Genomic DNA, 20,784 nt, shown 5'->3' with positions numbered 1-20,784 from the left:
TCAAATAAATCGTATTAAATTATGAGAGTCAAAAATTTCTTTAAACAAATTTGCCTTTATGGAATTTAGAATCAAGGTTTTATTCATATTTTTGGTTACATCATTTTATTCCTATTCGCAAGAAGGAATTCCTGTTTACTCAGATTATTTGTCGGATAACCTTTATTTGATTCATCCATCAATGGCCGGTGCAGCAAATTGTGCCAAAGTTAGATTAACTGCAAGAAAACAATGGTTTGGAGAAGAAGAAGCGCCTTCACTGCAGACTTTGAGTTTTAATGGCAGAATTGGAGAACGCTCTGGAGCCGGAATTATTGTTTTTAATGATAAAAACGGGTACCATTCTCAAAAAGGATTAAAGCTTACTTATGCCCACCATATTATGTTTTCGAGAGATGAACTTGATTTGAATCAGCTTTCATTTGGTATCAGCGGAGGCGTTATTCAGAGTCAGTTAGATGAAACTAAATTTGGTGGAACTTTTGACCCAATTGTTTTTGGATCAATTCAAAAAGATTCTTATTTCAATGTTGATGTTGGAGCATCATATAATTATTTAAACTTTTTTGCACACGCTACAGTTCAGGGATTGTTAGAAACAAGAAGAGAATTATATACAGATTATGAAAGCGATAATTTGAGGAAGTTTTTGTTTAGTACCGGATATGTTTTTGGCAAAAATGATAATTACACCTGGGAACCTTCTGTATTGCTTCAGGTTTTTGACAAAACAAAAGAAAAGACAATTGACTTGAACTTTAAAGGCTATAAAAATATGGATTTTGGAAGTTTATGGGCTGCACTTTCATACAGAAGAAGTTTTGATGGTGCACAATACAGCACCGGAAGCGGTGTGAAGGCTCAAAAGTTGCAATATTTTACCCCGATAATTGGAATCAATTATAACAACTTTATGTTTGCGTATACGTATTCACAAGTTATGGGTGATGTGAAATTTGATACTGGTGCTTATCACCAAATTACTTTAGGAATCAATTTATTTTGTAAAAAAGAACGTTACGATTGTAATTGTCCTGCGATTAATTAATTTACTATGTTGATCAAATCTGTAAACGGAAAATCTCCTTTGATTCCAGAGGATTGTTATGTTGCTGAAAATGCTACAATTGTTGGTGATGTTTCATTTGGACATTCATGCAGCGTTTGGTTCAATGCTGTTATTCGCGGCGATGTACACTTTATTAAAATTGGGAATAAGGTAAATATTCAAGATGGAGCGATTATACATTGTACTTATCAAAAGCATCCCACAATTATTGGAAACAATGTTTCAATTGGTCATAATGCAATTGTTCACGGCTGTACTGTAAAAGATAATGTTTTAATCGGAATGGGAGCAATCGTTATGGATAACTGTGTTATCGAAAGCAATTCAATTATTGCTGCCGGGGCTGTTATAACTCAAAATACGGTTGTCGAATCAGGAAGTATTTATGCTGGCGTACCGGCGAAAAAAGTGAAAGATATCAATCAATCTGATTTTGCCGGCGAAATCGAGCGCATTTCAAACAATTATGTAATGTATTCAGGTTGGTTTAAAAACGAAGAATAAAATTTTAAAATAATAAAATAATCCCTATAGCTATCGGGATTATTTTGAAATTTAATTGTTTTACAAATTGATTTTTTCGAAAAAAGCAGTTTTATAGCTTTCACTGATTGGAATTCGTTTATCGCTAATCAAAACTTTATTTTTTTGTATCGATTTGACATGTTTTATATTAATGATATAAGATCTGTGAATTCGCGAAAATCCTTTGCTGGAAAGCAAATTTTCGAGTTTTATTAAACTGATTAAAGTCAGCGTGAATTTATTGTCTGTAGTGTAAATTTTTACGTAATCTTTTAGCCCTTCGATAAATAGGATGTCTGCAAAATTCATTTTCACATTTTCATATTCCGCTCTTACAAACATAAAATCCTGTTCTAATTCGGGTACAGTCGTATTTTCAGAAATGGCCTGAATTGCCGTTGCGGGATTTATAATCTGCTGCGCTCTTACAACCGATTTTAAAAAACGATGAAACGGAATAGGTTTTACTAAATAATCCACAGCACCAAGATTAAAACCTTCGACAGCATAATCAGAATAGGCCGTTGTAAAAATAACCAAAGGTTTTTTTTCAATTGTATTTAAAAAATCAATTCCAGAGAAGTGAGGCATTTGAATGTCGAGGAAAATTAAATCAATATTGTTTTGATTGATAAAAGATACAGCATCAATAGCATTATTGAAAGTATTTACCAATTCAAGATAGTCTACTTTTTTGACAAAATCTTCTAATAATTCGACTGCTAAAGGTTCATCGTCAATAATTACACATTTCATTTGCTGGAAATTAGATTTTTAAAAATTTTGTTTTGGTGCTCAAAAGTACTTTGAAATCAATCAATTAAGTTTTAAAATTTTCATAAAATAAGTGTTTGTTTTATAATTATCTCTTAACGTTTAAGCACAATAACAATCTCATTTTAACTAATGGCGGTCTGGATTTCATCTAAATTTAAATGAAGATGAACTCTGTAATATTGATTGTCCTGCGTGATAGCAAGCTGATGTGCATTTGGATAAAGAAGATCAAGCCGGTTTTGAATGTTTACCAATCCAATTCCTGAGTTTTCGGGATCTTTTACATAGTTTTCGATTGTGTTTTCTATCCAGAAATCAAGGCTGTTTTCATGAATAAAAATTTTGATTTTAACATGAGCCGCACCTTTATAATCAGTTCCATATTTAAAAGCATTTTCGACAAACGAAATTAGGAGCAAAGGTTCAATGAACTTGTTTTTTGTATCGCCATGTACATTTATAACAATATCCTCAATGTTATTAAGCCTCAATTTTTGCAATTCAATATAATTCTGAATGTAGTTGATTTCTTTTTCTAAAGCCACCGTTTTATTGTCAGTTTCATACAACATATATCGCATGAGTTCAGACAATGTCACGATGGCATCAGGGACCAAATCAGATTTCTTGTGTGCTAATGAATAAATACTGTTTAAGGAATTGAATAAAAAATGCGGATTAGTTTGTTTTCGCAAATAAATCAATTCAGTACTTGTTCGATGTGTTTCGGCAATTAATTTGTTTTGCTGATTATTATAAAATTCAGTCAGTGTTCTGATAATTGCGCTTATAGTAAGTATTAAAATATAGAAAAAGGAAGGAGCTATTTTAAAAAAGAAAGGCTGTCTTATTTCAGTTCTAAAATGAACGTCTTTTGGGAAAAATTTTGAATCGGGCATCATTCTGGGCGGGCGCATATTTTCGGGTCTCAGATGCCTGAATTCCGGAATAAAATAATTTGTTCGGATAATCATAAACAATATTATGAGCGCAAGAGCAAATACAAAGTAGAGCCAGTATTTTTTTTCTAAAAGCAAAACGGGAACCAAGTAAAAATAGTTCAGATAAAACAATATAATTCCTGTAACCCATTGTGCATAAAAATCATTATTGATTCGGAAAGGACTTTCGTAAAATTGAATTAAAGAAGTCAATATAAAGAAAATCCATATGATACAATGAAATAGAATTTTGTTTGAATTTGTATTTTTAATGGCGTCAATCTTCATTTAGAATTTTATTTTTAATAAAATTAAATCATTTTTCGTTAGAGTGGGTGACATATTTTGGTCTAGTTTGCTAACTACTAATTCAGCAGTTTTTAGAGCTTCTTCTTTTGTTGAAAAGCTTTTAGTATTATTGATTACCGGAATAATAGATTGTTTTATTAAAATTTTGTCTTTGTTTGAAATAGTATATCCCCAGCCTGTTTTTGTTTGAAAAGAATCAATTTTAAATGTTTCTTTTTTTGTACAGGCGGTGAATTGTAAAGCAAATAAAATAAACAATAAATTCTTCTGGATTTTACTCCAGAAGAATTGTTTTTTGGTATTAATTGTCATCGTCGCTTTGTTCGTCAAGTGGTTTAAATTCCCAGGCATCATCAAAATAAGTTGAACCTGTTCGGCCTAACATATAAAATCCACGGTTATTAATGGCAAAACCAACAGCATCAGTTCTGGTTGCGCCTTCCATAGAAGTTCTTTCTGTCCAAAGATCAGTTGAAGGATTATATTCCCACACCGTTTTTATACCATCGCCGCCCACAACATATCCTAGACTATTCATAGAAAAACTTGATGCATTTGAACGTGTCACGGCATATTCATCATTGTATGAGTAATCATCATCAGTATCTTTGTCAATATCGCGTTTTCTTGTCCAAACGTCTGTGGCTGGGTCAAATTCCCAAAAATCTTCTTGATAAACACCATTATTTATTCCTGTTCCTAAATAAGCCTTCTCACCAATTACGAAAACAGTTGCATTACGTCTTTTATTTCCACTAAAACCATTTACCAATGTCCAGGCATTTGTTTGGTCATTGTATTGATAGAAATCTTTTAGGTAATTTCCATCATAACCAGTTCCAAAATACGCTTTTCCGCCTACTTGAAATCCAAGCGCACCATAACGTCCTGTTCCGGCAAAATCTGCTTTTTGAGTCCAGCTGTTGCTTGTTGGGTCATATTGAAAAAAATCTTTTAATTTATTAGTTCCATCATAACCAAGACCAACATATCCTTTTTCATTTAGGGTGAAACTCGAAGCAGAACTTCTTCCTACACCTGTAAAATCAGCTTTTTGCTCCCAGTAATCTCCATTAGAATTATAAGCCCATAAATCTTTTAAATACACATCGCCAGTATAACCAGTTGCTACATATGCATAATCGCCAATAACAAAACTTGTGGCGCTAGATCTTGCCGGGCCATCAAATGCCGACTTTTTAATCCAGTTTCCAATCAAATCATCATCGTTATCATCATTACTGCAGCCTACAAAAACGAGAGCCGAAATTAGAGTTGCGAATAATATTCCTTTTTTCAAATTATTCATAATGTATTAAATTTATTTATTGTTTGTATTTGATGCCAATACCAAAAATGTATCCATTCCCTGTATTAAAATTATATGCGGTATGGTTTTCAGAATCAGTAAGATTGTATTTTTTGTTAAAATCATAGCCCGCTTTAAAATCCAAAAACCAATTTGAATCTACGTTTCTTTCATATTCAAAAGCTGATGTCATTTGCGATAAACTCATTTTAGAAGCAGCATAATCTAAAGCTGGTTTTTGATCTAAATGATAAAAACTTCCATTGAAACTGTTTGTTAAACTGAATGTATTTCGGACATTATTTGAATATGAAATCTTTGAATCCGGAAATCCAACTGAAACCATGCTTTCGTCGCTTATTGCATAGTTTATTGTTGCTATAGGAATAAATTTCGCAGCTCCAAAAATGGCCGATCGAGCAGCACCAATAGTGATATTTGTTCTGGAATTCACTTGCTGGCTAACTTCAAAACTACCTAAAAGAGAAAAATCAGACCAATCTAAATTTTCCTGAAAACTGAACATTGGCGTAAGCGAAAATTTCAATTTTGTTTTATCTGAAGCCCTAAATATATAGTCTGTTTTGTTTTGAAATTGATTAAACCGATTTAGATTTTCAAATTCCGAAAACTCATAATTTACATTCAGATTGGAATATTCAGATGTGTTTGTAACCTGATTTTTAGTGCGTATTTTTTTATTGAATACTACCGAAATATTGCTTTCATTGAAATCAATTTTATCAGTAGGTTCTGTTTTTAAATTCACATCTGCCAAAAATGTTTCTTGAGCCTTCATACTAAAAAATGAAATTGTAAAAACCGAACATATTAAAAGCCTTATTCTCATTACTTAATTATTGGCTCAAAAGTAGATGGCTGATGCCTTAAAAAAAAAGAATATATATGTATGGCGTTTTTTGATAGACTAAATCGCTTTTTTAGAGGTTGAAACGGAGATTTGTTTATGTTGCTGTATCATAGATGTTTTTTTGCTGTTTGTAGTCCAAAAAACAGTGGCTGTATATGTTATAGTGTGGTGCAGATTACAGCCTTCTATATTTGCCGAAAAATTTTATTATGCACAAGTTTATATTGATGTTCTTTTTTGCTATCACGATACTTTCCTGCGGAACTGATACTGATGCTGGTGAATTTGTTGTTGGATCAGATTATTTAGCGGTCAACAACAAAGTGATTTTAATTGATACTGTTACAGTGGATATGGCAACAATAAATTTTGATTCATTGATCACTTCAAACAAAAGCAGAATTTTAGTTGGGAATTATGACGACCCTATTTTTGGAAAAGTAAAATCAAACAGTTATTTCCAATTGGCTGGAGATTCCTATTCTTTAAATTCTGTGGGTGGTTCAGATACAGAAAATGTGAATTATGTCTTCGATTCGATTGCAATGATTTTAAAATATGATAATTACTATTATGGAGATACGACAAAAGTCCAGACGTTGGATATTCATAGAGTGATGCAAACAGTAAAACCAAATTCTGAAGATGAGAATTTTTATAATAACTCTTCACTAACTTATAATAGTGAAAGTATAGGAAGTATTTCATACAAGCCAAGGCCAATCGAAAAAGATTCTATTACAATAAAAATGAGTGATGCATTTGGTTCGGCACTTTTTCAAAAACTTAAGAAAAGAGAAATTACAGATTTTGATAGTTTTTCAGAATATCTCAGAGGACTTGTTATTGTGCCCTCAACTTCAAATTCATCAAGTATGATTGGTTTTCATGTGGGAACTAGCAAAGTACGATTGTATTATTCAAAATATCAGGCCGATACCGAGGAGATATCTTATGTCGTAGATTTTACAATTACAGATCCAGAAAGACAATTCAATGCTATTTCGTCAGATAAAACGGGAACTTTGCTTCAGAATTTGCCAATTTCCAGCAGCAAATTATCCAGTTCGCTCACTGATCGGCAAGGCTTCATTCAGTCGGGGACAGGTGTGGCCTGCAGAATCGATTTTCCAAACATAAAACAACTGAAGAGCATTTCAGATAATGGAGCGATTGTCAATGCAGAGCTTATCTTAAAACCAGTCAACAATACGTATTCTTCTAAATATCCTCTGGCAGATTCCTTGTCTGTATTTGTAGCAGATAATCTAAACCGAATAAGTGCTTCATTAGTAAATTCTGCGGGAACAACTGTTTACGGTATTTTAAATAAAAAGGGTGATGAGTTCAATGAAGATGTAGGGTATTCAATTCCGGTTGGTAATTTTTTGCAGCGGGAAATGCTGAAAAAATCTGATGCAAGATCGTCTTTGATTTTAGCCCTTCCCGGAATTTACAAAACCGTAAATCGAATAGTCTTAGGTGATCAAAAGCATTTGAATAACAAAATTCAATTGAAAATTTATTATATATCATATTAAATGAAAAGTAAAATAATTTATTTAATTGGCGCCATTTTATTGTCGCTGACTTCATTTTCTCAAAGTATTTCAAGTTCGCCATATTCTCTTTATGGTGTTGGAAGTGTTTATGAGTCTGATTTTGGAATTCTTCCTTCAATTGGTTCATCGGGAATGGCTTTGCCTTCAGATACTTTTATCAATAACTTAAATCCTGCATCGTTAGGTTTTAGTTCGTTAAATCATTTTATGTTTGATGTTGGAGGACGAGCTATTGCAACAACTTATCAGAGTAGTTCCCGCTCAGAAAAAAGAAACAATTTCCAGTTTTCACACCTGGCTTTTGCTTTTCCTGTAACTAAAAATTCAGGATTTAGTTTAGCATTACGCCCTTATTCAAGTGGTGCTTTTAAAATTTCAAATCTAAAATTGCCAATAGAAAATAGTCAGGAATATTACTATTTAACGGCAGTAGGATCTGGCGGATTAAATAATTTTGATTTTTCATACGGATATAGATTTGGGAAGAAACTTTCTGTTGGCTTGTCTGGTTCAGTATTATTTGGAAGTACAGCCGATGAACGAAATTTCCTGATTCAGAATACGCTTACAACAGTAACCAAAAAGACAAGTTACAATGGCCTTCGGGCAACATTTGGAGCGCAGTACAAAATTGATTCTACTTTTACAATTGCTCCGGTAGTTAAATTGCCAGCTCAAGTCAAAGCGTCAAAAGTACAGAGTGTTGAGGTTATTGCAGATGAGGTTGTCACAACAGTACAGTCTAATGTAGCTTCCGATGTTGATGATTATTATATGCCTCTGGAAATAGGAGTGGGGTTCAGTAAACGCTTTAAGAATAATTTGAATATGACTTTAGATTATGAAAAAAGCTTTTGGAACGGAACCAATCAATCTGAGCTATACGGGAATTTTGTAAATCAGGATCGTTTTGCCCTTGGATTTACTTATCGTGCCAAAAAAGATTTCCGAAAATACTGGGATAGGGTGCAATACGCAATGGGAGCCAATTTTGATAATGGTTATCTTGAAGTGGATGGAAAGCGCGTAAATAATGCCGCATTTTCAATCGGACTTTCTCTTCCGATAGAAAATACATTAACTACTCTGAATATTTCCTATTCATATGGACAAAAAGGAAGAATAGCAGATGATTTAATAAAAGAAAACTACCATAAATTATCACTCAATTTATCGTTAGACGGAATTTGGTTCGTCAAGCGAAAAATAGAATAATGTTAAAAATCCTTGTGAATTACAGGATACTTATAATCTAAAATTGATTCTAACACTGCCGGATTTGAATTGACATAAAATTCAGGTTCGCTTTGTTTAAGTTCAGAAAAACCAACTTTTTCACGCAAAATATTTTGAGTCTGACGGGCCACCGCTTCTCCAGAATCTATGATTTGGATGTGGTCCGGCAGAATTTTTTTTATTTGAGGAATCAAGTATGGGTAATGACTGCAACCTAAAACAAGATAATCAATATTGGCATCGATCATTGGTCGTAAATAAGATTCTAACAGCTGAGTCATTTCAGGGGAGTTTAAATTTCCATCTTCTATAAGCTGAACTAAACCATGACCAACTTGTTCGATTATAGTGGTGTGCTGAAACATTTCGGCTGTTTTGTTAAACAGTTCACTATTTAAAGTTCCTTTGGTAGCTAAAATTCCAATAACCTGAGTTTTAGAATTATTTGCTGCTGGTTTAATTGCGGGCTCTATTCCTATAAACGGAATATCATAAGCTGCGCGAAGTTCTCTAATTGCATTTGTTGTTGCAGTATTACAGGCAACAACAATTAATTTACAGCCCATTTCAATTAATAAATCTGTGTTTTTTTTACTAAGAGCAACAATTTCTTCCTTGGTTTTTTGACCGTAAGGCGCATTTTTGCTGTCTGCTAAATAAATGGTTTTCTCGTTTGGAAGGAGATTGTGAATTTCATTCCAGATTGAAGTTCCTCCAATTCCAGAATCAAAAACGCCTATAGGATTATTGTTTGTCATAATACAAATTTAATATTTTTTGAAATAAATTGGTATTTGAATTTAGTTGAAATCCGCGAATTATTTTCTTTTTTAATTTTAATTTATTGTAAAAAAAAACTGCTCAATACTAAAAGTTTGAGCAGTTTTTGATAAGAAGAAATTCGTTTATTAGAATCCTAAATCTTTTTTAACATCAGCGGTAATGTTTGGACCATCAGCTAAGATAAGAGTAGAACCATCTAAAACATATTGGAAACCTTTTGCTTTTCCAACTTTTTGGATAGAAGCTTTTACTTTTTCCATAATTGGTTTCATGATATCATTATCTTTTTGTTGTAGTTCTTTTTGTGCATTGTCTCTGTAATCAACAATTCTTTTTTGCATATCTTGAACTTCTTTAGCACGCTCTGTGTTAACAGCTTCAGTTGCTGTAGTAGATTCAGTTTCGTACTTTTTGATTTTAGTTTGATATTCCTCAACCATTTTTTTGTATTCTGCGTCGTATGTACCACTTAATTTTTGTAGTTGATTTTGAGCATCTAGCATAGCAGGCATTTTCGACATAATCTCGCTAACATCAACATGGGCAACCTTAGCCTGTGCATTCATTGTGTTACTTGCGCCTAAAATTAAAACGGCAGCAATTAGTAAAGTTTTGATTTGTTTCATCATTTTTAAAATATTAATTAATTATTGGTCGTATTAGGTTTTTGTGTTTCGGCTTCTTTTGCTTTTTTAGCCGCTTCTCTCTCTTCTAATATTTTCTTTCTTCTTTCTTCTAATTCTTTTTTACGTTGTTCATACAACTTTTGTCTTTCAGCAGCTTTGTCTACAGCTGGCTCAGTTGCTGCTGGTGAAGTTTCAGTTCCTGTTGCAGGTTTCGCTGTTGCATCAGTTTTACTGGTTTCAGTTGTTTTTGCTGCTTCAGTTGTTTTTGCAGGTTCAGAAACCGTGCCATTTTTTTTAGCTTCTCTTTCTGCCTGAATCGCTTTTCTTCTGTCGTCGTATTCTTTTTTCTTAGCTTCCTGTTCTAATCTTCTGTCTTCAATTAGTTTTTCTCTGGCAGCTCTCTTTTCGTCAAGTGCTTTTTGGCGATCAGCCATTGCTGGATTTTCGTCAATTTCATTTTCACGAGTTTCTTTGATTTCCTGATCTTTCAATTGTTTTTTAGTCAATTGCTCTCTTTTATCAGTTCTATTTAAAACTCGTATAACCTGATCGCTTATGTCAAATTTTTTATTACTGAAAAGCATTGTCAAATCAGAAGATTTATCAAAAATAAAATCATAATTTTTAGCTTCTGCAATATCCTGCACCGCAGTAAAAACTTGATCCTGGATTGGTTTGGCTAATGCCATCTTTTGATGAATTAAATTTCCATCAGAGCCAAATTGCTTCTGCTGATAATCCATCATCTCGGTTTCCATGAATTTTATTTCTGTTTCCCTTTCATCAATAAGTTCTTTCGTCAAAAGCGCTTTTTCGGCTTTTAAGCTTTCTTTCAGTTTATTTATTTCTATTTTTTTGGATTCAATCTCTTGTTTCCACTTTTGAGCCTTTAGCTCCAATTGAGCTGTTGCCTCTTTATAGTCAGAAACGTTTTCAAGAATATACTCCATATCGATGTAGCCAATTCTTGTCGTTCGTGTCTGTGCCTGACTTGTATTTGCTACAATCAAGGCTAAAAATAAAAATAAAAACTGTTTTCTCATAACATAACTTTATTGATGATTTTTAACCAAACGCTAATTGTCTAAAATTGTTGTCCAATAATGAAATGAGTTTCCCATCCATTTGCTTTATTGGTAACAGAATTAGGCAAAGCATCGAAACCGTAACCGAAATCAATCCCTAATAATCCGAATGCCGGCATGAAAACACGTAAACCTACACCTGCAGAGCGACTCAAATCAAACGGATTGTAATCCTTAAATGTTGGATATGATGAACCTGCTTCTAAGAAAGTCAACGCATATATAGATGCTGACGACTTTAATGTAATAGGATAACGTAACTCCATAGAGAATTTGTTATAAATTGTTGCCCCAATTTGCTGACCTGCAGTATTTGTTGGAGTCAATGATCCATTTGGATAACCTCTTAGACCTATCGTTTCTCTACCATCCATTGAGTATTGCGCCATTCCGTCTCCACCTAAATAAAAACGCTCAAATGGTACAACACCTCTTGCTTGATCGTAAGCTCCTAAGAAACCAAATTCTGTAAGGGTTCTTAAAACTAATTTACCATATACTTTTGTATACCAGTCTGCTTTAAATTTAATTTTATAGTATTCTAGCCAATTGTATTTCTTCTGATCGACTTTAGCAACATCTGTATCAGCGCTTGCATAGTCGGATCCAACACTTACATATCCAGTTTTTCCATTAACTGTTTCTGTTTTTACATAATCGCCTGTGTTTAATGGTTGGCCATCTACTCCAGAGTCAGGTGCTCCGGTATATTGTGTTTTGTATTCTTTTTGGTTTTCTAAATCTTTATAGTTAACTCCATTGAATAGAGAATATGGAGGTGTCACTTTTGCTGAAATGCTAAATTCCGAACCATAAATTGGGAAAATAGGATTTGTACCTTTATTATTTCTTGTAAGACCTATAGTATAAGCAAGATTTCGTGATGCTCCATTACCAAAGGTAAACAATCCAGTGTAATAGTTATTTAAGTCATAGTGCTGGTAACTTACAGATTGTGATAACACAAAGAAATCATCAGGTACCTGTAAACGTTTTGCTAAACCAACTTGTACTGTAAAAATATTAAAACTTTTGCTTTTATCAACAGTTCTTGTTGCATAATTGTTGTTGAACTGCTTACTATAAGAAATCGCAGAACTAAATTGTACTGGTTTTTTTCCGCCAAACCAAGGTTCAGAAAATGATAAACTATACGTTTGGAAGTAGGTACTTCCTTGTAAACGAAGCGCTACTTTTTGGCCATCTCCCATCGGAAGCGGTTTATATGACTCTTTATTAAAAATATTTCTTGCCGAGAAGTTGTTGAACGAAAGACCTAAGGTTCCAATGAAGCCACCTCCACCATAACCACCCTGAAGCTCAACCTGGCTAGATCCTTTTTCAACAAGTTGATATTCGATATCTACTGTTCCTGCTCCTGCATCAACATTTCTAAATTCTGGCTTGATAGATTCCGGGTCAAAGAAACCTAACTGACCAATTTCACGAATTGTTCTAACTAATTCTTCTTTACTGTATTTGTTTCCTGGCTTAGTTCTTAGCTCACGATAAATTACGTGGTCATTTGTTTTGTCGTTTCCTGTAACGTATATTTTGTTGAAATAAGCAATAGGACCTTCTGTAACTCTAATTTCGAAATCAATAGTATCGTTAACTGTTTTTACTTCTACAGCATTAATATTAGAGAAAAGGTAACCATTGTTTTGATACAAGTTTGTAATGTCTTCTGCATCTGGTTTTGTTTTATCAGCAATACGTTTTTCAAGTAAAACTCCGTTGTAAGTTTCTCCTTTTTTGATTCCTAAATAACGGTGAAGCAACTGATCAGAATAAACAGTATTTCCTAAAAATTTAATATTTCCGAAGTAATATTTGTTTCCTTCTTCCACATTAATTTTGATAGCAAGCATATTTTTTTGCTTGTTATAAGTCACAGAATCATAGATAATACGTGCATCACGATATCCTTTTTCTTTGTAAGCAGCAACTACTTTTTCTAAGTCGCTTTTGTATTTTTCAGGTATGAATTTTGAAGCTTTTAAAACACGTAAAACATTCTTTTGTTTTGTGTCTTTCATTGCGGCTCTTAATTGAGTGTCAGTTAGTTGTTGATTTCCGATGAAGTCAATGCTGCTAATTTTTACCTTGTCGCCCTTGTCAATTCGGACAAGCATATTGACTTGGTTCCCGGCAAGAGTGTCAGGTGTATTTGTAATGGTAACTTTTGTGTTATAGTAGCCTTCTTTTTTGTATTTATTTTCAATATAATTTTTGGTGGTCGTAATTAAGTTTTCATTGACAATTTTATTTTTTGTCAAATTATTATCCTTAATAAGTCCTTCGATTTTGCTTTTCTTGACACCAACGATTTTAACTTCGTTTAATTTAGGAAGTTCAACAATATCTAAATCAAGATAAATACTGTCGTTTTCTACCTTATTTACATAAAATGCAATTTCATCAAAAAGGCCAAGTTTGCCTAATTTTTTGATAGCGCTACTGATTTCTTCACCAGGAACTGTTATTTCCTGTCCTTTTTGAAGGCCAGAAAAGGTAACCACTGTTTGTTCATTGAAGCTTATTTTACCAACAACAGATACTTTAGCAAGAATATATTTTTTTCCTTGATCAAAAGGAACTCGATCTTGTGCTTTTATTTGTGAAAAACTACCCAAAAGTAGTAGGGTAAGGACTATTTGTACTCTTTTTTGTAACACTAAAAAATTATTTAATTTGTTCACTGGTTTTTCCAAATCTACGTTCTCTTTTTTGATAACTAATGATAGCCTCATATAAATCTTGATCTTTAAAGTCTGGCCACAAGACATTCGTAAAATACAATTCTGCATAGGCAATCTGCCATAGCAAAAAGTTACTTATTCTATGTTCTCCACTTGTTCGTATTAATAAATCTACGTCTGGTAAATTTTGCGTGTAAAGATGCTCATTTATAATTGAATCGTCAATAGTGTCTAATGAAATTATATTATTTTTAACTTTATCACTGATGATTCTCACGGCATTTACCAATTCTTCTCGTGATCCGTAACTTAAAGCAAGTGTAAGGGTAAGGCGTGTATTGTTTTTTGTCTTTTCAATAACGTCTAAAAGTTCCTTTTGCGCTGATTTAGGCAATTTTTCAAGATTTCCAATTGCATTAAGCTTTATGTTGTTTTCTTGTAAAGTAACAAGTTCTTTCTTCAATGAATTGATCAATATTTTCATTAACGCTTCAACCTCTAGTTTTGGGCGATTCCAATTTTCTGTTGAAAAAGCATATAGCGTTAAATATTCAATGCCAAGTTTGGCACAGTTGGTAATTGTTTTTTTTACTGATTTCGTTCCGTTTTCATGACCAAAAGCACGTAAAAATCCTTGTTGTTTTGCCCAGCGCCCGTTTCCGTCCATGATAATGGCAAGGTGTTTTGGGAGGTTGGTGTGATCTATAGAGTCTAGTAAATTCATTGTATTATTCTGCGCAATAGCACGGTTTTTGTCCAAAGGTATACGTTAATGTAATTCCAGAAAAGACATACCAATCGTTATTATTTAAATTTCCAAAACGCAAATTCGAAAAATTGCTGCTTGACGGATTGCTTCCATCAATATTGTCAGTAAAAGTATAGCGAGCACCAACTTCTGCCCCTATAACAAAATGAGGTGTCACATTTGATTTTATTCCCAAAGTCATCGGAATGGCAATTGAACTTGAAGTTTTGTACTTTCTCGTTTCTCCTCCACTTATATATAAATCATCATAAAAAAAGTAACTTAGACCTGAATATATATAAGGAGTAAATTTTGTATGATAATCATGCAGGTTGAAATCAAAAAAATTAAATTCTAAACCGGCTGAAAGTTCTTTGATGTTGTTTCTAAAGCGGTACCCTCTTTTGCTTCTTCCTGTCTCATCTGAGTCGACATCGTTTCCGGCAACTGTAGATTGTGTGTAAGAAAAGCGATACGCATGGCGTGGACTTTTATTCCATTTGTATAATACGCCAAAAGCCAGTTTGTCTGGATTGATATATGTCGTACTTCCGACGTCTCCAACAAAGTTGCTTCCACCTAGAAAAACACCAATCTCATTGATCTGAGCATTTAGTGTAATAAAGGGGAAAAAACATAACAATAAATTAAAAATTTTCTTCATTTAATTCAAAATTGCGTGCAAATATAATAATTATCGATACGAATCAACGTTGCTTTGATTAAATGTGCTTTTTTTTCAATTTACATTATGATTTTGAGACATTTAATGCGGATTCGATACATGCAGAACGAGAAAAAGTGGTATTATCGTATAGTCAGCCGTCAGAAAAAGACTTAATTTCTTTTGTCTTCTCCCCAAAGCAATTTATTTCTCAAGGTTTTCAGGAAAGTTTCGCCAGGAATCTCTACCATTTTGATTTTGTAATCTGTTTTTTTAATTTTTAAGATAGATTCGTTCTTTACAGATGAAATTCTGGAATCTAAAGAAACTAAATATTGATCTTCTCTTCCTGTAACTCGTAATGTTATTTCGGTGTCATCAGGAATCACAAGAGGGCGTGCTGTTAAATTATGTGGCGCGATTGGCGTAATAACTAGGCTTTTTACATCTGGTGTTAATATTGGTCCGCCACAGCTTAAAGAATAGCCTGTAGATCCGGTTGGCGTAGAAATAATTAGGCCGTCAGCCCAATAGGAATTTAAGTATTCGTTGTTTAAATACGTTTCTACAGTAATCATCGAAGTAGTGTCTTTACGGCTGACAGTAACTTCATTCATGGCGAAATTCAATTCTTCAAAAGCTTCATTTTTAGGCTCAGAAGTCAATCCTAATAAAGTACGTTCAGAAGTCGTGTAATTTTGATCAATAACGAATTGCAATAAACTGTCAATATTCTCTTTTTGAACTTTGGCTAAAAAACCTAGTCTTCCTGCATTTATGCCTAATAAAGGTACGCCTGAATTACGAACAAAAGCAGCAGATCTTAAAACGGTTCCATCTCCGCCAATACTAATCAGCATTTCAAAACTATTATCTAAAATTGTACTTGACGAAAATGTTTTATAGTCTTTTTTTATGAGCTGTTTTTCATAAAGCATCTCCAGGAAATTTTCTTCAATAACGAGTTCAACATTGTTTGAAGCAAAAAACGAGAAAATATCTTTTATAATTGGCTCGGTGCTGTTTTGATAATATTGTCCGTAAATGGCTATTTTCATTATTTTTTAAATTAGATAATTTGTCAATGTGTCAATTAGATAATTTGCAAATGTAAAAATTGTCTAATTAACTAATTTTCTCATTGGCACATTCGTAATTTATATATTAAGGTATTTGTCTAAATAATCAGAACGTTCTTTAAGGCTGTTGATATAGGCATCTTCCTGATGTTCAGAAATGATTTCATAATTATATCGTCTGAAAGTCTGGATGATTTCATTCATTGGTCCAACGCCGATTTTGACTGTAATTTGAACATTCTCCAAATCAGCTTCAGAAATAAAACAGCCTAGGATTTTTCCGTTATTACTTTCCACAATCTGTGTTACTTGACCCATAGAATAATCCAAAAGACCTTTTTGAACAATTATGATACCTCCTTGTTCTTTTAGAAATGGAGTTTCCTGAAAGAATCGCATGATATCTTCCATTTCATAGTATCCAATATATTCATTGTTTTCATCCAATACTGGAATTGTATTGGTATGATTTTTAGCAAAAACCTCTAAAACGTCAAGCCAGATCATTGATTTTCGGGCAAAAAAACGTTCTAAAGTATATTTGTAGTCGATTGCTTTCTTGTCCGTATCAAAAGTTTCAATATCGTCAGCGGCAATACTTCCTATAAAGATTCCGCCTTCTAAAACCGGAAAATGCGAAAAATCGACATCAGCAAAAAAGTCCTGAACAGATGCTATCGTTTCCTGACTATCAATCGCTCTGAAATCATTGGTGATATAGTTTGTAATTTCTGTCATAAATCAATTGAAGATATTTCCTTGCAAAATAATCAAAAAATACCAAAAACTACGACGTTTTACTTTGTATTTTTGTCATTACAAATATAGTGTTACTAGAATTAATTATCTATTTATATGACAAAGTTAAGTGTAAATATCAATAAAATTGCAACCTTAAGAAATGCACGTGGCGGGAATGTTCCTGATTTATTAAAAGTAGCTGCAGATATTCAGAATTTTGGAGCTCAGGGAATCACCATTCATCCTCGTCCGGATGAGCGCCATATTCGTTATCAGGATGCACGCGATTTAAAAGCTATTGTTACAACTGAATATAATATTGAAGGAAATCCACAGCATAATTTTATTGATTTGGTTTTAGAATGCAAACCAGATCAGGTTACTTTAGTTCCAGATGCTATTGGAGCAATTACATCGTCAGCAGGTTGGGATACAATTAAAAATCAAGAATATTTGACAGAAGTAATTCAGGAATTTCAGCGAAACGGAATTCGAACTTCAATTTTTGTTGATCCAGTTTTAGAAATAATTGAAGGAGCGAAAAAAACGGGAACTGACAGAATTGAATTATACACTGAAGCTTTTGCGCATCAATATGATTTAGGAAATAAAAGGGGAATAGAACCTTACACAAAAGCAGCAGAATTAGCAGCAGAATTAGGTTTAGGAATCAATGCCGGACATGATTTGAGTTTGGATAATATCAAATTTTTTAAAGAGAATATTCCAGGTTTGCTTGAAGTGTCAATCGGACATGCTTTAATTTCTGAAGCGCTTTATCTTGGTTTAGATAATGTTGTAAATATGTATTTGAATAAGTTGAAATAAATCTTCAAAGTAAAAATAAAAGTATGCTTTACTCAAAAATAGAAGGCGAAGGAAAACCATTTGTTATAATGCATGGATTTCTGGGAATGTCAGACAATTGGAAAACACTCGCAGGACAATATGTAGAAGCGGGATTTCAGGTTCATATTTTAGATTTAAGAAATCACGGGCGCAGTTTTCATTCCGATGAATGGAGTTATGAAGCGATGGTTCAGGATGTATTTGAATATTGTGAAGCAAATAATTTAACGAGAATTGATATTCTTGGACATTCGATGGGAGGAAAAGTGGCAATGCTTTTTGCGACGACACATCCCGAAATTGTAGATAAGTTAATTGTAGCAGATATTGGTCCGAGATTTTACAAACAACATCATCAGGATATTTTGGCAGGATTGAATGCAGTTGATTTTTCAGTAAAACCAAGCAGAGCTGATGTCGAAACAATAGTTGCGCGATATGTTCCTGATTTTGGGACGCGTCAGTTTTTGTTAAAGAATTTATATTGGAAAGAACCTGGACAACTAGCGTTTCGATTTAATCTGGAAGTTTTTAATAATAATCTGGATGCAATTGGAAAGCCTTTGGCGGAAGGTCTGGTTTTTGATAAACCGACACTATTTATCAGAGGAGGAGAATCTGGCTATATTCAGGATGAAGATATTGATGCGATAAAACAGCATTTCCCGAATTTAAAATTAGAAACGATTCCAAATGCAGGACATTGGCTTCATGCTGAAAATCCTAAAATGTTTTTTGAAATTACAGCGGGGTTTTTAAAAGAATAGCGCTTTTGATAAAAATTTTATTATTTTTAAATAAATTTTAAACCTGAAAAACTATGAAATTATTACTCAGACTTCTTGTTACAGCTGCTTTGGTTTTGTTATTATCTAACCTTTTAACAGGGGTTGTGGTTACTAGTTTTGGAACAGCTGTAATTGTTGCGGTAGTTTTAGGCTTGCTGAATGTTTTTATAAAACCTATTTTAGTCGTGTTAACGTTACCAGTAACAGTGGTTACACTAGGTTTGTTTTTGCTGGTCATAAATGCTTTAATGATTTTGGCTTGTACTAAAATTGTCGGAGGTTTTGCTGTAGATTCGTTCTGGACTGCCTTAATTTTTAGTGTTATTTTGTCAATTCTGCAATCTATCACTTATAAGATACTCGGAGACGATAAATAAAGCAAATTGAGCAGATTAAAACTGCTTCAAATACAATAGATTAAAAACTTGGTTGGGTTGCAAAAATTTTATAATTTTGCAACCCAATTTTATTATGTAAATTAAAGAAGAAGATGGATATTAAAAGAGTAGCAATAGACGCTGTAAACGAGACAATTGTTATGAACGTTGTTCATATGGATTATAAAGGTCAAGTAGCAAAAAGAATCAACGAAAAATTGCCTTTGGCTCAAGTGAAAGGATTTAGAAAAGGACAGGTTCCTAGAGATCTTGTTGAAAAACAATACGGAAAAGCTATTAAACAAGAAGAAATCAAGAAAGTAGTTGACTTGGCTTTAGAGCGTTTCATTCAATCTGAAAGACTAAACCTTTTAGGAACTCCTCTTGCTAAAGAAAACGAAAACCTTGACTGGGATGCAGAAGAATTAACTTTTGAATTCGAAATTGGTTTAGTGCCAAACTTCGAAATTGATTTAGAAGCTAAAAACAATATCGTAAAATATATCGTTACTGCTGATGATAAATTAATCGACGGACAAGTTGAGCGTATCCAAAAACAATTCGGAAAAGCAATTCCTCAAGATAAAGTTGAAGCTGATTCAGATTTAACTGGAACTTTCACAAACGAAGAAAAAGGAATCAACAATACAACTACAATTTCTGTATCTACTTTCAATAAAAAAGCTGGAGATAAATTCATCGGTAAAAAAGTTGGAGATGTTGTTACAGTAAGTACAAAAGGTTTATTCGAAGACGATCACCAATTAATGGATTACTTAAAAGTAGCTCATGATGACGTTCATGGTTTAGATATCGAAGTAAACTTTACTATCGAAGCAATCAACGGAGCTGAATTAGCAGAATTAAACCAAGAATTATTTGACAAACTTTTTGGTGAAGGAAAAGTAGCTTCTTTAGAAGATTTAAAATCTAAAATTAAAGAAGATGCTGAATCTCAATTTGCACAACAAGCTGACCAAAAATTATTATTAGATGTTCAGGATTTCTTGATCGAGAACACTAAATTTGATTTACCAGCTGAATTCTTGAAAAAATGGTTACAAACTGTTGGAGAGAAAAAACTTTCTGCAGAAGAAGCTGAAGTTGAATACGCAAGATCTGAAAAAGGTTTACGTTTCCAATTAATCGAAGGAAAAGCATTAGCTCAAAGTAATATCCAAATTACATTTGAAGACTTGAAAGAGTTTACATCAAACGCTATCAGACAACAAATGGCTCAATTTGGACAAACAAACCCAACCGACGAAGAAGTTCAAGGAATCGTGGCTAGAGTTTTATCTAACCAAGAAGAAGTGAAAAGACTTTCTGAGCAAGTTGTAGCAGCTAAAATGTTAGATATCTTCAAGGAAAAAGCAAACCCAACAACTAAAGAGGTTACTTACGAAGAATTTATCGCTGCGTCTTACGGAGAATAAATTTAGTATGAAAAAAGTCTAAAGTTGTAAAGTCTAAAGTTAAGAAGCAGACTTCATTAACTCGATTTTAAAAATTAAGATTTTATTACAGAAACTGAAAGATAAAAATAATTATATTTGAACGTCAATGGAAGTTTTTCTTCTGTTGACGTTCTTTTTTTGTTTTAGGTTTCAAGTGGATAACATTTCTTAGTTTTAAAAAAAACTTAGAATGGTAGCACCTTAGAATCTTAGCATCTTTAAAAAGAAGACAAATTGGCATCCTTTATAAAAAGGTATGAACTTTGTTTAATTCGTTTAAGTCACT

The 20,784-nt window shown here is 33.0% G+C and carries 21 protein-coding genes; 8 read left to right on the top strand and 13 right to left on the bottom strand.

The genetic code is table 11. The annotated features are described in order from the left end of the window. Positions 1–58 precede the first annotated feature (58 nt). Together ACWA1B_RS15525 and ACWA1B_RS15520 are read left to right on the top strand one after the other, a co-directional pair. On the top strand, positions 59–1,048 hold the full coding sequence (locus tag ACWA1B_RS15525; RefSeq protein WP_456908415.1) for a PorP/SprF family type IX secretion system membrane protein: 990 nt from the start codon (positions 59–61) through the stop codon (positions 1,046–1,048). Between the two features lie 6 nt (positions 1,049–1,054). Next, entirely contained in the window at positions 1,055–1,573 is a 519-nt protein-coding gene (locus ACWA1B_RS15520; protein ID WP_035651550.1) for a gamma carbonic anhydrase family protein, read from the top strand. A 60-nt stretch (positions 1,574–1,633) separates the two neighbouring features. Here ACWA1B_RS15520 and ACWA1B_RS15515 read toward each other — a convergent pair whose 3' ends face one another. From ACWA1B_RS15515 to ACWA1B_RS15495, 5 genes are all read right to left on the bottom strand, one after another. Continuing rightward, on the bottom strand, positions 1,634–2,350 hold the full coding sequence (locus tag ACWA1B_RS15515; RefSeq protein ID WP_035651556.1) for a LytR/AlgR family response regulator transcription factor: 717 nt from the start codon (positions 2,348–2,350) through the stop codon (positions 1,634–1,636). 143 nt (positions 2,351–2,493) lie between these two features. Then, positions 2,494–3,600 carry a sensor histidine kinase gene (locus tag ACWA1B_RS15510; protein ID WP_456908412.1) on the bottom strand — a complete coding sequence of 369 codons (1,107 nt, stop codon included), beginning with the start codon at positions 3,598–3,600 and terminating at the stop codon, positions 2,494–2,496. After that, positions 3,601–3,933 carry a DUF4907 domain-containing protein gene (locus ACWA1B_RS15505; RefSeq protein ID WP_456908410.1) on the bottom strand — a complete coding sequence of 111 codons (333 nt, stop codon included), beginning with the start codon at positions 3,931–3,933 and terminating at the stop codon, positions 3,601–3,603. Further along, positions 3,923–4,930 carry a Kelch repeat-containing protein gene (locus tag ACWA1B_RS15500; RefSeq protein WP_456908408.1) on the bottom strand — a complete coding sequence of 336 codons (1,008 nt, stop codon included), beginning with the start codon at positions 4,928–4,930 and terminating at the stop codon, positions 3,923–3,925. The genes ACWA1B_RS15505 and ACWA1B_RS15500 overlap by 11 nt, the downstream gene beginning before the upstream one ends. Before the next feature lie 16 nt (positions 4,931–4,946). Then, a complete protein-coding gene (locus ACWA1B_RS15495) occupies positions 4,947–5,729 on the bottom strand; it encodes a DUF6268 family outer membrane beta-barrel protein (RefSeq protein WP_456908406.1) in 783 nt (260 codons plus the stop codon). A 281-nt stretch (positions 5,730–6,010) separates the two neighbouring features. Between ACWA1B_RS15495 and ACWA1B_RS15490 the strand changes: the two genes are divergently transcribed. Beyond that, positions 6,011–7,342 (top strand): DUF4270 family protein, encoded by a 1,332-nt coding sequence (locus ACWA1B_RS15490; RefSeq protein ID WP_456908404.1) that lies wholly within the window; start codon positions 6,011–6,013, stop codon positions 7,340–7,342. Beyond that, the gene (locus tag ACWA1B_RS15485) at positions 7,343–8,578 is read left to right on the top strand and encodes an aromatic hydrocarbon degradation protein (RefSeq protein ID WP_456908402.1); all 1,236 of its coding nucleotides are present in this window, start codon (positions 7,343–7,345) and stop codon (positions 8,576–8,578) included. A 2-nt stretch (positions 8,579–8,580) separates the two neighbouring features. On the opposite strand, the gene murI is transcribed toward ACWA1B_RS15485, so the two are convergent. The 8 genes from murI to ACWA1B_RS15445 all read right to left on the bottom strand — a co-directional run bounded on the left by murI (position 8,581) and on the right by ACWA1B_RS15445 (position 17,024). Beyond that, positions 8,581–9,357, bottom strand: coding sequence for a glutamate racemase (gene murI / locus ACWA1B_RS15480; RefSeq protein ID WP_456908400.1), 777 nt, complete (start codon positions 9,355–9,357; stop codon positions 8,581–8,583). Between the two features lie 150 nt (positions 9,358–9,507). Continuing rightward, complete coding sequence (locus tag ACWA1B_RS15475) at positions 9,508–10,011, bottom strand: OmpH/Skp family outer membrane protein (protein ID WP_193745234.1); 504 nt, start codon at positions 10,009–10,011, stop codon at positions 9,508–9,510. Between the two features lie 14 nt (positions 10,012–10,025). Continuing rightward, entirely contained in the window at positions 10,026–11,051 is a 1,026-nt protein-coding gene (locus ACWA1B_RS15470) for an OmpH/Skp family outer membrane protein (protein ID WP_426486381.1), read from the bottom strand. A 41-nt stretch (positions 11,052–11,092) separates the two neighbouring features. Beyond that, a complete protein-coding gene (locus ACWA1B_RS15465) occupies positions 11,093–13,846 on the bottom strand; it encodes a BamA/OMP85 family outer membrane protein (protein ID WP_456908397.1) in 2,754 nt (917 codons plus the stop codon). Further along, complete coding sequence (locus ACWA1B_RS15460; protein ID WP_456908395.1) at positions 13,779–14,519, bottom strand: isoprenyl transferase; 741 nt, start codon at positions 14,517–14,519, stop codon at positions 13,779–13,781. Before ACWA1B_RS15460 ends, ACWA1B_RS15465 begins: the two co-directional genes overlap by 68 nt. Before the next feature lie 4 nt (positions 14,520–14,523). After that, positions 14,524–15,207, bottom strand: a complete 684-nt coding sequence (porG, locus tag ACWA1B_RS15455) for a type IX secretion system protein PorG (protein WP_456908393.1) — start codon at positions 15,205–15,207, stop codon at positions 14,524–14,526. 173 nt (positions 15,208–15,380) lie between these two features. Next, on the bottom strand, positions 15,381–16,265 hold the full coding sequence (locus tag ACWA1B_RS15450; protein ID WP_456908391.1) for an NAD kinase: 885 nt from the start codon (positions 16,263–16,265) through the stop codon (positions 15,381–15,383). A 99-nt stretch (positions 16,266–16,364) separates the two neighbouring features. After that, complete coding sequence (locus tag ACWA1B_RS15445; RefSeq protein ID WP_426486379.1) at positions 16,365–17,024, bottom strand: CBS domain-containing protein; 660 nt, start codon at positions 17,022–17,024, stop codon at positions 16,365–16,367. A gap of 117 nt (positions 17,025–17,141) precedes the next feature. On the opposite strand from ACWA1B_RS15445, the gene ACWA1B_RS15440 reads away from it, so the two are divergent. From ACWA1B_RS15440 to ACWA1B_RS15425, 4 genes are all read left to right on the top strand, one after another. After that, positions 17,142–17,855, top strand: coding sequence for a pyridoxine 5'-phosphate synthase (locus ACWA1B_RS15440; protein WP_456908389.1), 714 nt, complete (start codon positions 17,142–17,144; stop codon positions 17,853–17,855). A 23-nt stretch (positions 17,856–17,878) separates the two neighbouring features. Further along, positions 17,879–18,643 (top strand): alpha/beta fold hydrolase, encoded by a 765-nt coding sequence (locus ACWA1B_RS15435; protein ID WP_456908387.1) that lies wholly within the window; start codon positions 17,879–17,881, stop codon positions 18,641–18,643. Positions 18,644–18,696: 53 nt separating this feature from the next. After that, positions 18,697–19,041, top strand: coding sequence for a phage holin family protein (locus ACWA1B_RS15430; protein ID WP_081909381.1), 345 nt, complete (start codon positions 18,697–18,699; stop codon positions 19,039–19,041). A 113-nt stretch (positions 19,042–19,154) separates the two neighbouring features. Next, the gene (locus tag ACWA1B_RS15425) at positions 19,155–20,477 is read left to right on the top strand and encodes a trigger factor (protein ID WP_456908384.1); all 1,323 of its coding nucleotides are present in this window, start codon (positions 19,155–19,157) and stop codon (positions 20,475–20,477) included. Positions 20,478–20,784: the final 307 nt, after the last annotated feature.

The organism is Flavobacterium xizangense (assembly GCF_054075145.1).
Note: the sequence above shows the minus strand (reverse complement) of the source record. Positions and strands in the feature narration are given on the sequence as shown.

Bases quoted from the DNA above. Each gene is read 5' to 3' on its own strand.
- porG (WP_456908393.1), bottom strand. From the start codon at position 15,207: ATGAAGAAAATTTTTAATTTATTGTTATGTTTTTTCCCCTTTATTACA.
- ACWA1B_RS15440 (WP_456908389.1), top strand. From the start codon at position 17,142: ATGACAAAGTTAAGTGTAAATATCAATAAAATTGCAACCTTAAGAAAT.
- ACWA1B_RS15525 (WP_456908415.1), top strand. From the start codon at position 59: ATGGAATTTAGAATCAAGGTTTTATTCATATTTTTGGTTACATCATTT.
- ACWA1B_RS15450 (WP_456908391.1), bottom strand. From the start codon at position 16,265: ATGAAAATAGCCATTTACGGACAATATTATCAAAACAGCACCGAGCCA.
- ACWA1B_RS15495 (WP_456908406.1), bottom strand. From the start codon at position 5,729: ATGAAGGCTCAAGAAACATTTTTGGCAGATGTGAATTTAAAAACAGAA.
- ACWA1B_RS15430 (WP_081909381.1), top strand. From the start codon at position 18,697: ATGAAATTATTACTCAGACTTCTTGTTACAGCTGCTTTGGTTTTGTTA.
- ACWA1B_RS15510 (WP_456908412.1), bottom strand. From the start codon at position 3,600: ATGAAGATTGACGCCATTAAAAATACAAATTCAAACAAAATTCTATTT.
- ACWA1B_RS15425 (WP_456908384.1), top strand. From the start codon at position 19,155: ATGGATATTAAAAGAGTAGCAATAGACGCTGTAAACGAGACAATTGTT.
- ACWA1B_RS15460 (WP_456908395.1), bottom strand. From the start codon at position 14,519: ATGAATTTACTAGACTCTATAGATCACACCAACCTCCCAAAACACCTT.
- ACWA1B_RS15520 (WP_035651550.1), top strand. From the start codon at position 1,055: ATGTTGATCAAATCTGTAAACGGAAAATCTCCTTTGATTCCAGAGGAT.
- murI (WP_456908400.1), bottom strand. From the start codon at position 9,357: ATGACAAACAATAATCCTATAGGCGTTTTTGATTCTGGAATTGGAGGA.
- ACWA1B_RS15500 (WP_456908408.1), bottom strand. From the start codon at position 4,930: ATGAATAATTTGAAAAAAGGAATATTATTCGCAACTCTAATTTCGGCT.
- ACWA1B_RS15435 (WP_456908387.1), top strand. From the start codon at position 17,879: ATGCTTTACTCAAAAATAGAAGGCGAAGGAAAACCATTTGTTATAATG.
- ACWA1B_RS15445 (WP_426486379.1), bottom strand. From the start codon at position 17,024: ATGACAGAAATTACAAACTATATCACCAATGATTTCAGAGCGATTGAT.
- ACWA1B_RS15475 (WP_193745234.1), bottom strand. From the start codon at position 10,011: ATGATGAAACAAATCAAAACTTTACTAATTGCTGCCGTTTTAATTTTA.
- ACWA1B_RS15465 (WP_456908397.1), bottom strand. From the start codon at position 13,846: ATGAGGCTATCATTAGTTATCAAAAAAGAGAACGTAGATTTGGAAAAA.
- ACWA1B_RS15505 (WP_456908410.1), bottom strand. From the start codon at position 3,933: ATGACAATTAATACCAAAAAACAATTCTTCTGGAGTAAAATCCAGAAG.
- ACWA1B_RS15470 (WP_426486381.1), bottom strand. From the start codon at position 11,051: ATGAGAAAACAGTTTTTATTTTTATTTTTAGCCTTGATTGTAGCAAAT.
- ACWA1B_RS15490 (WP_456908404.1), top strand. From the start codon at position 6,011: ATGCACAAGTTTATATTGATGTTCTTTTTTGCTATCACGATACTTTCC.
- ACWA1B_RS15515 (WP_035651556.1), bottom strand. From the start codon at position 2,350: ATGAAATGTGTAATTATTGACGATGAACCTTTAGCAGTCGAATTATTA.
- ACWA1B_RS15485 (WP_456908402.1), top strand. From the start codon at position 7,343: ATGAAAAGTAAAATAATTTATTTAATTGGCGCCATTTTATTGTCGCTG.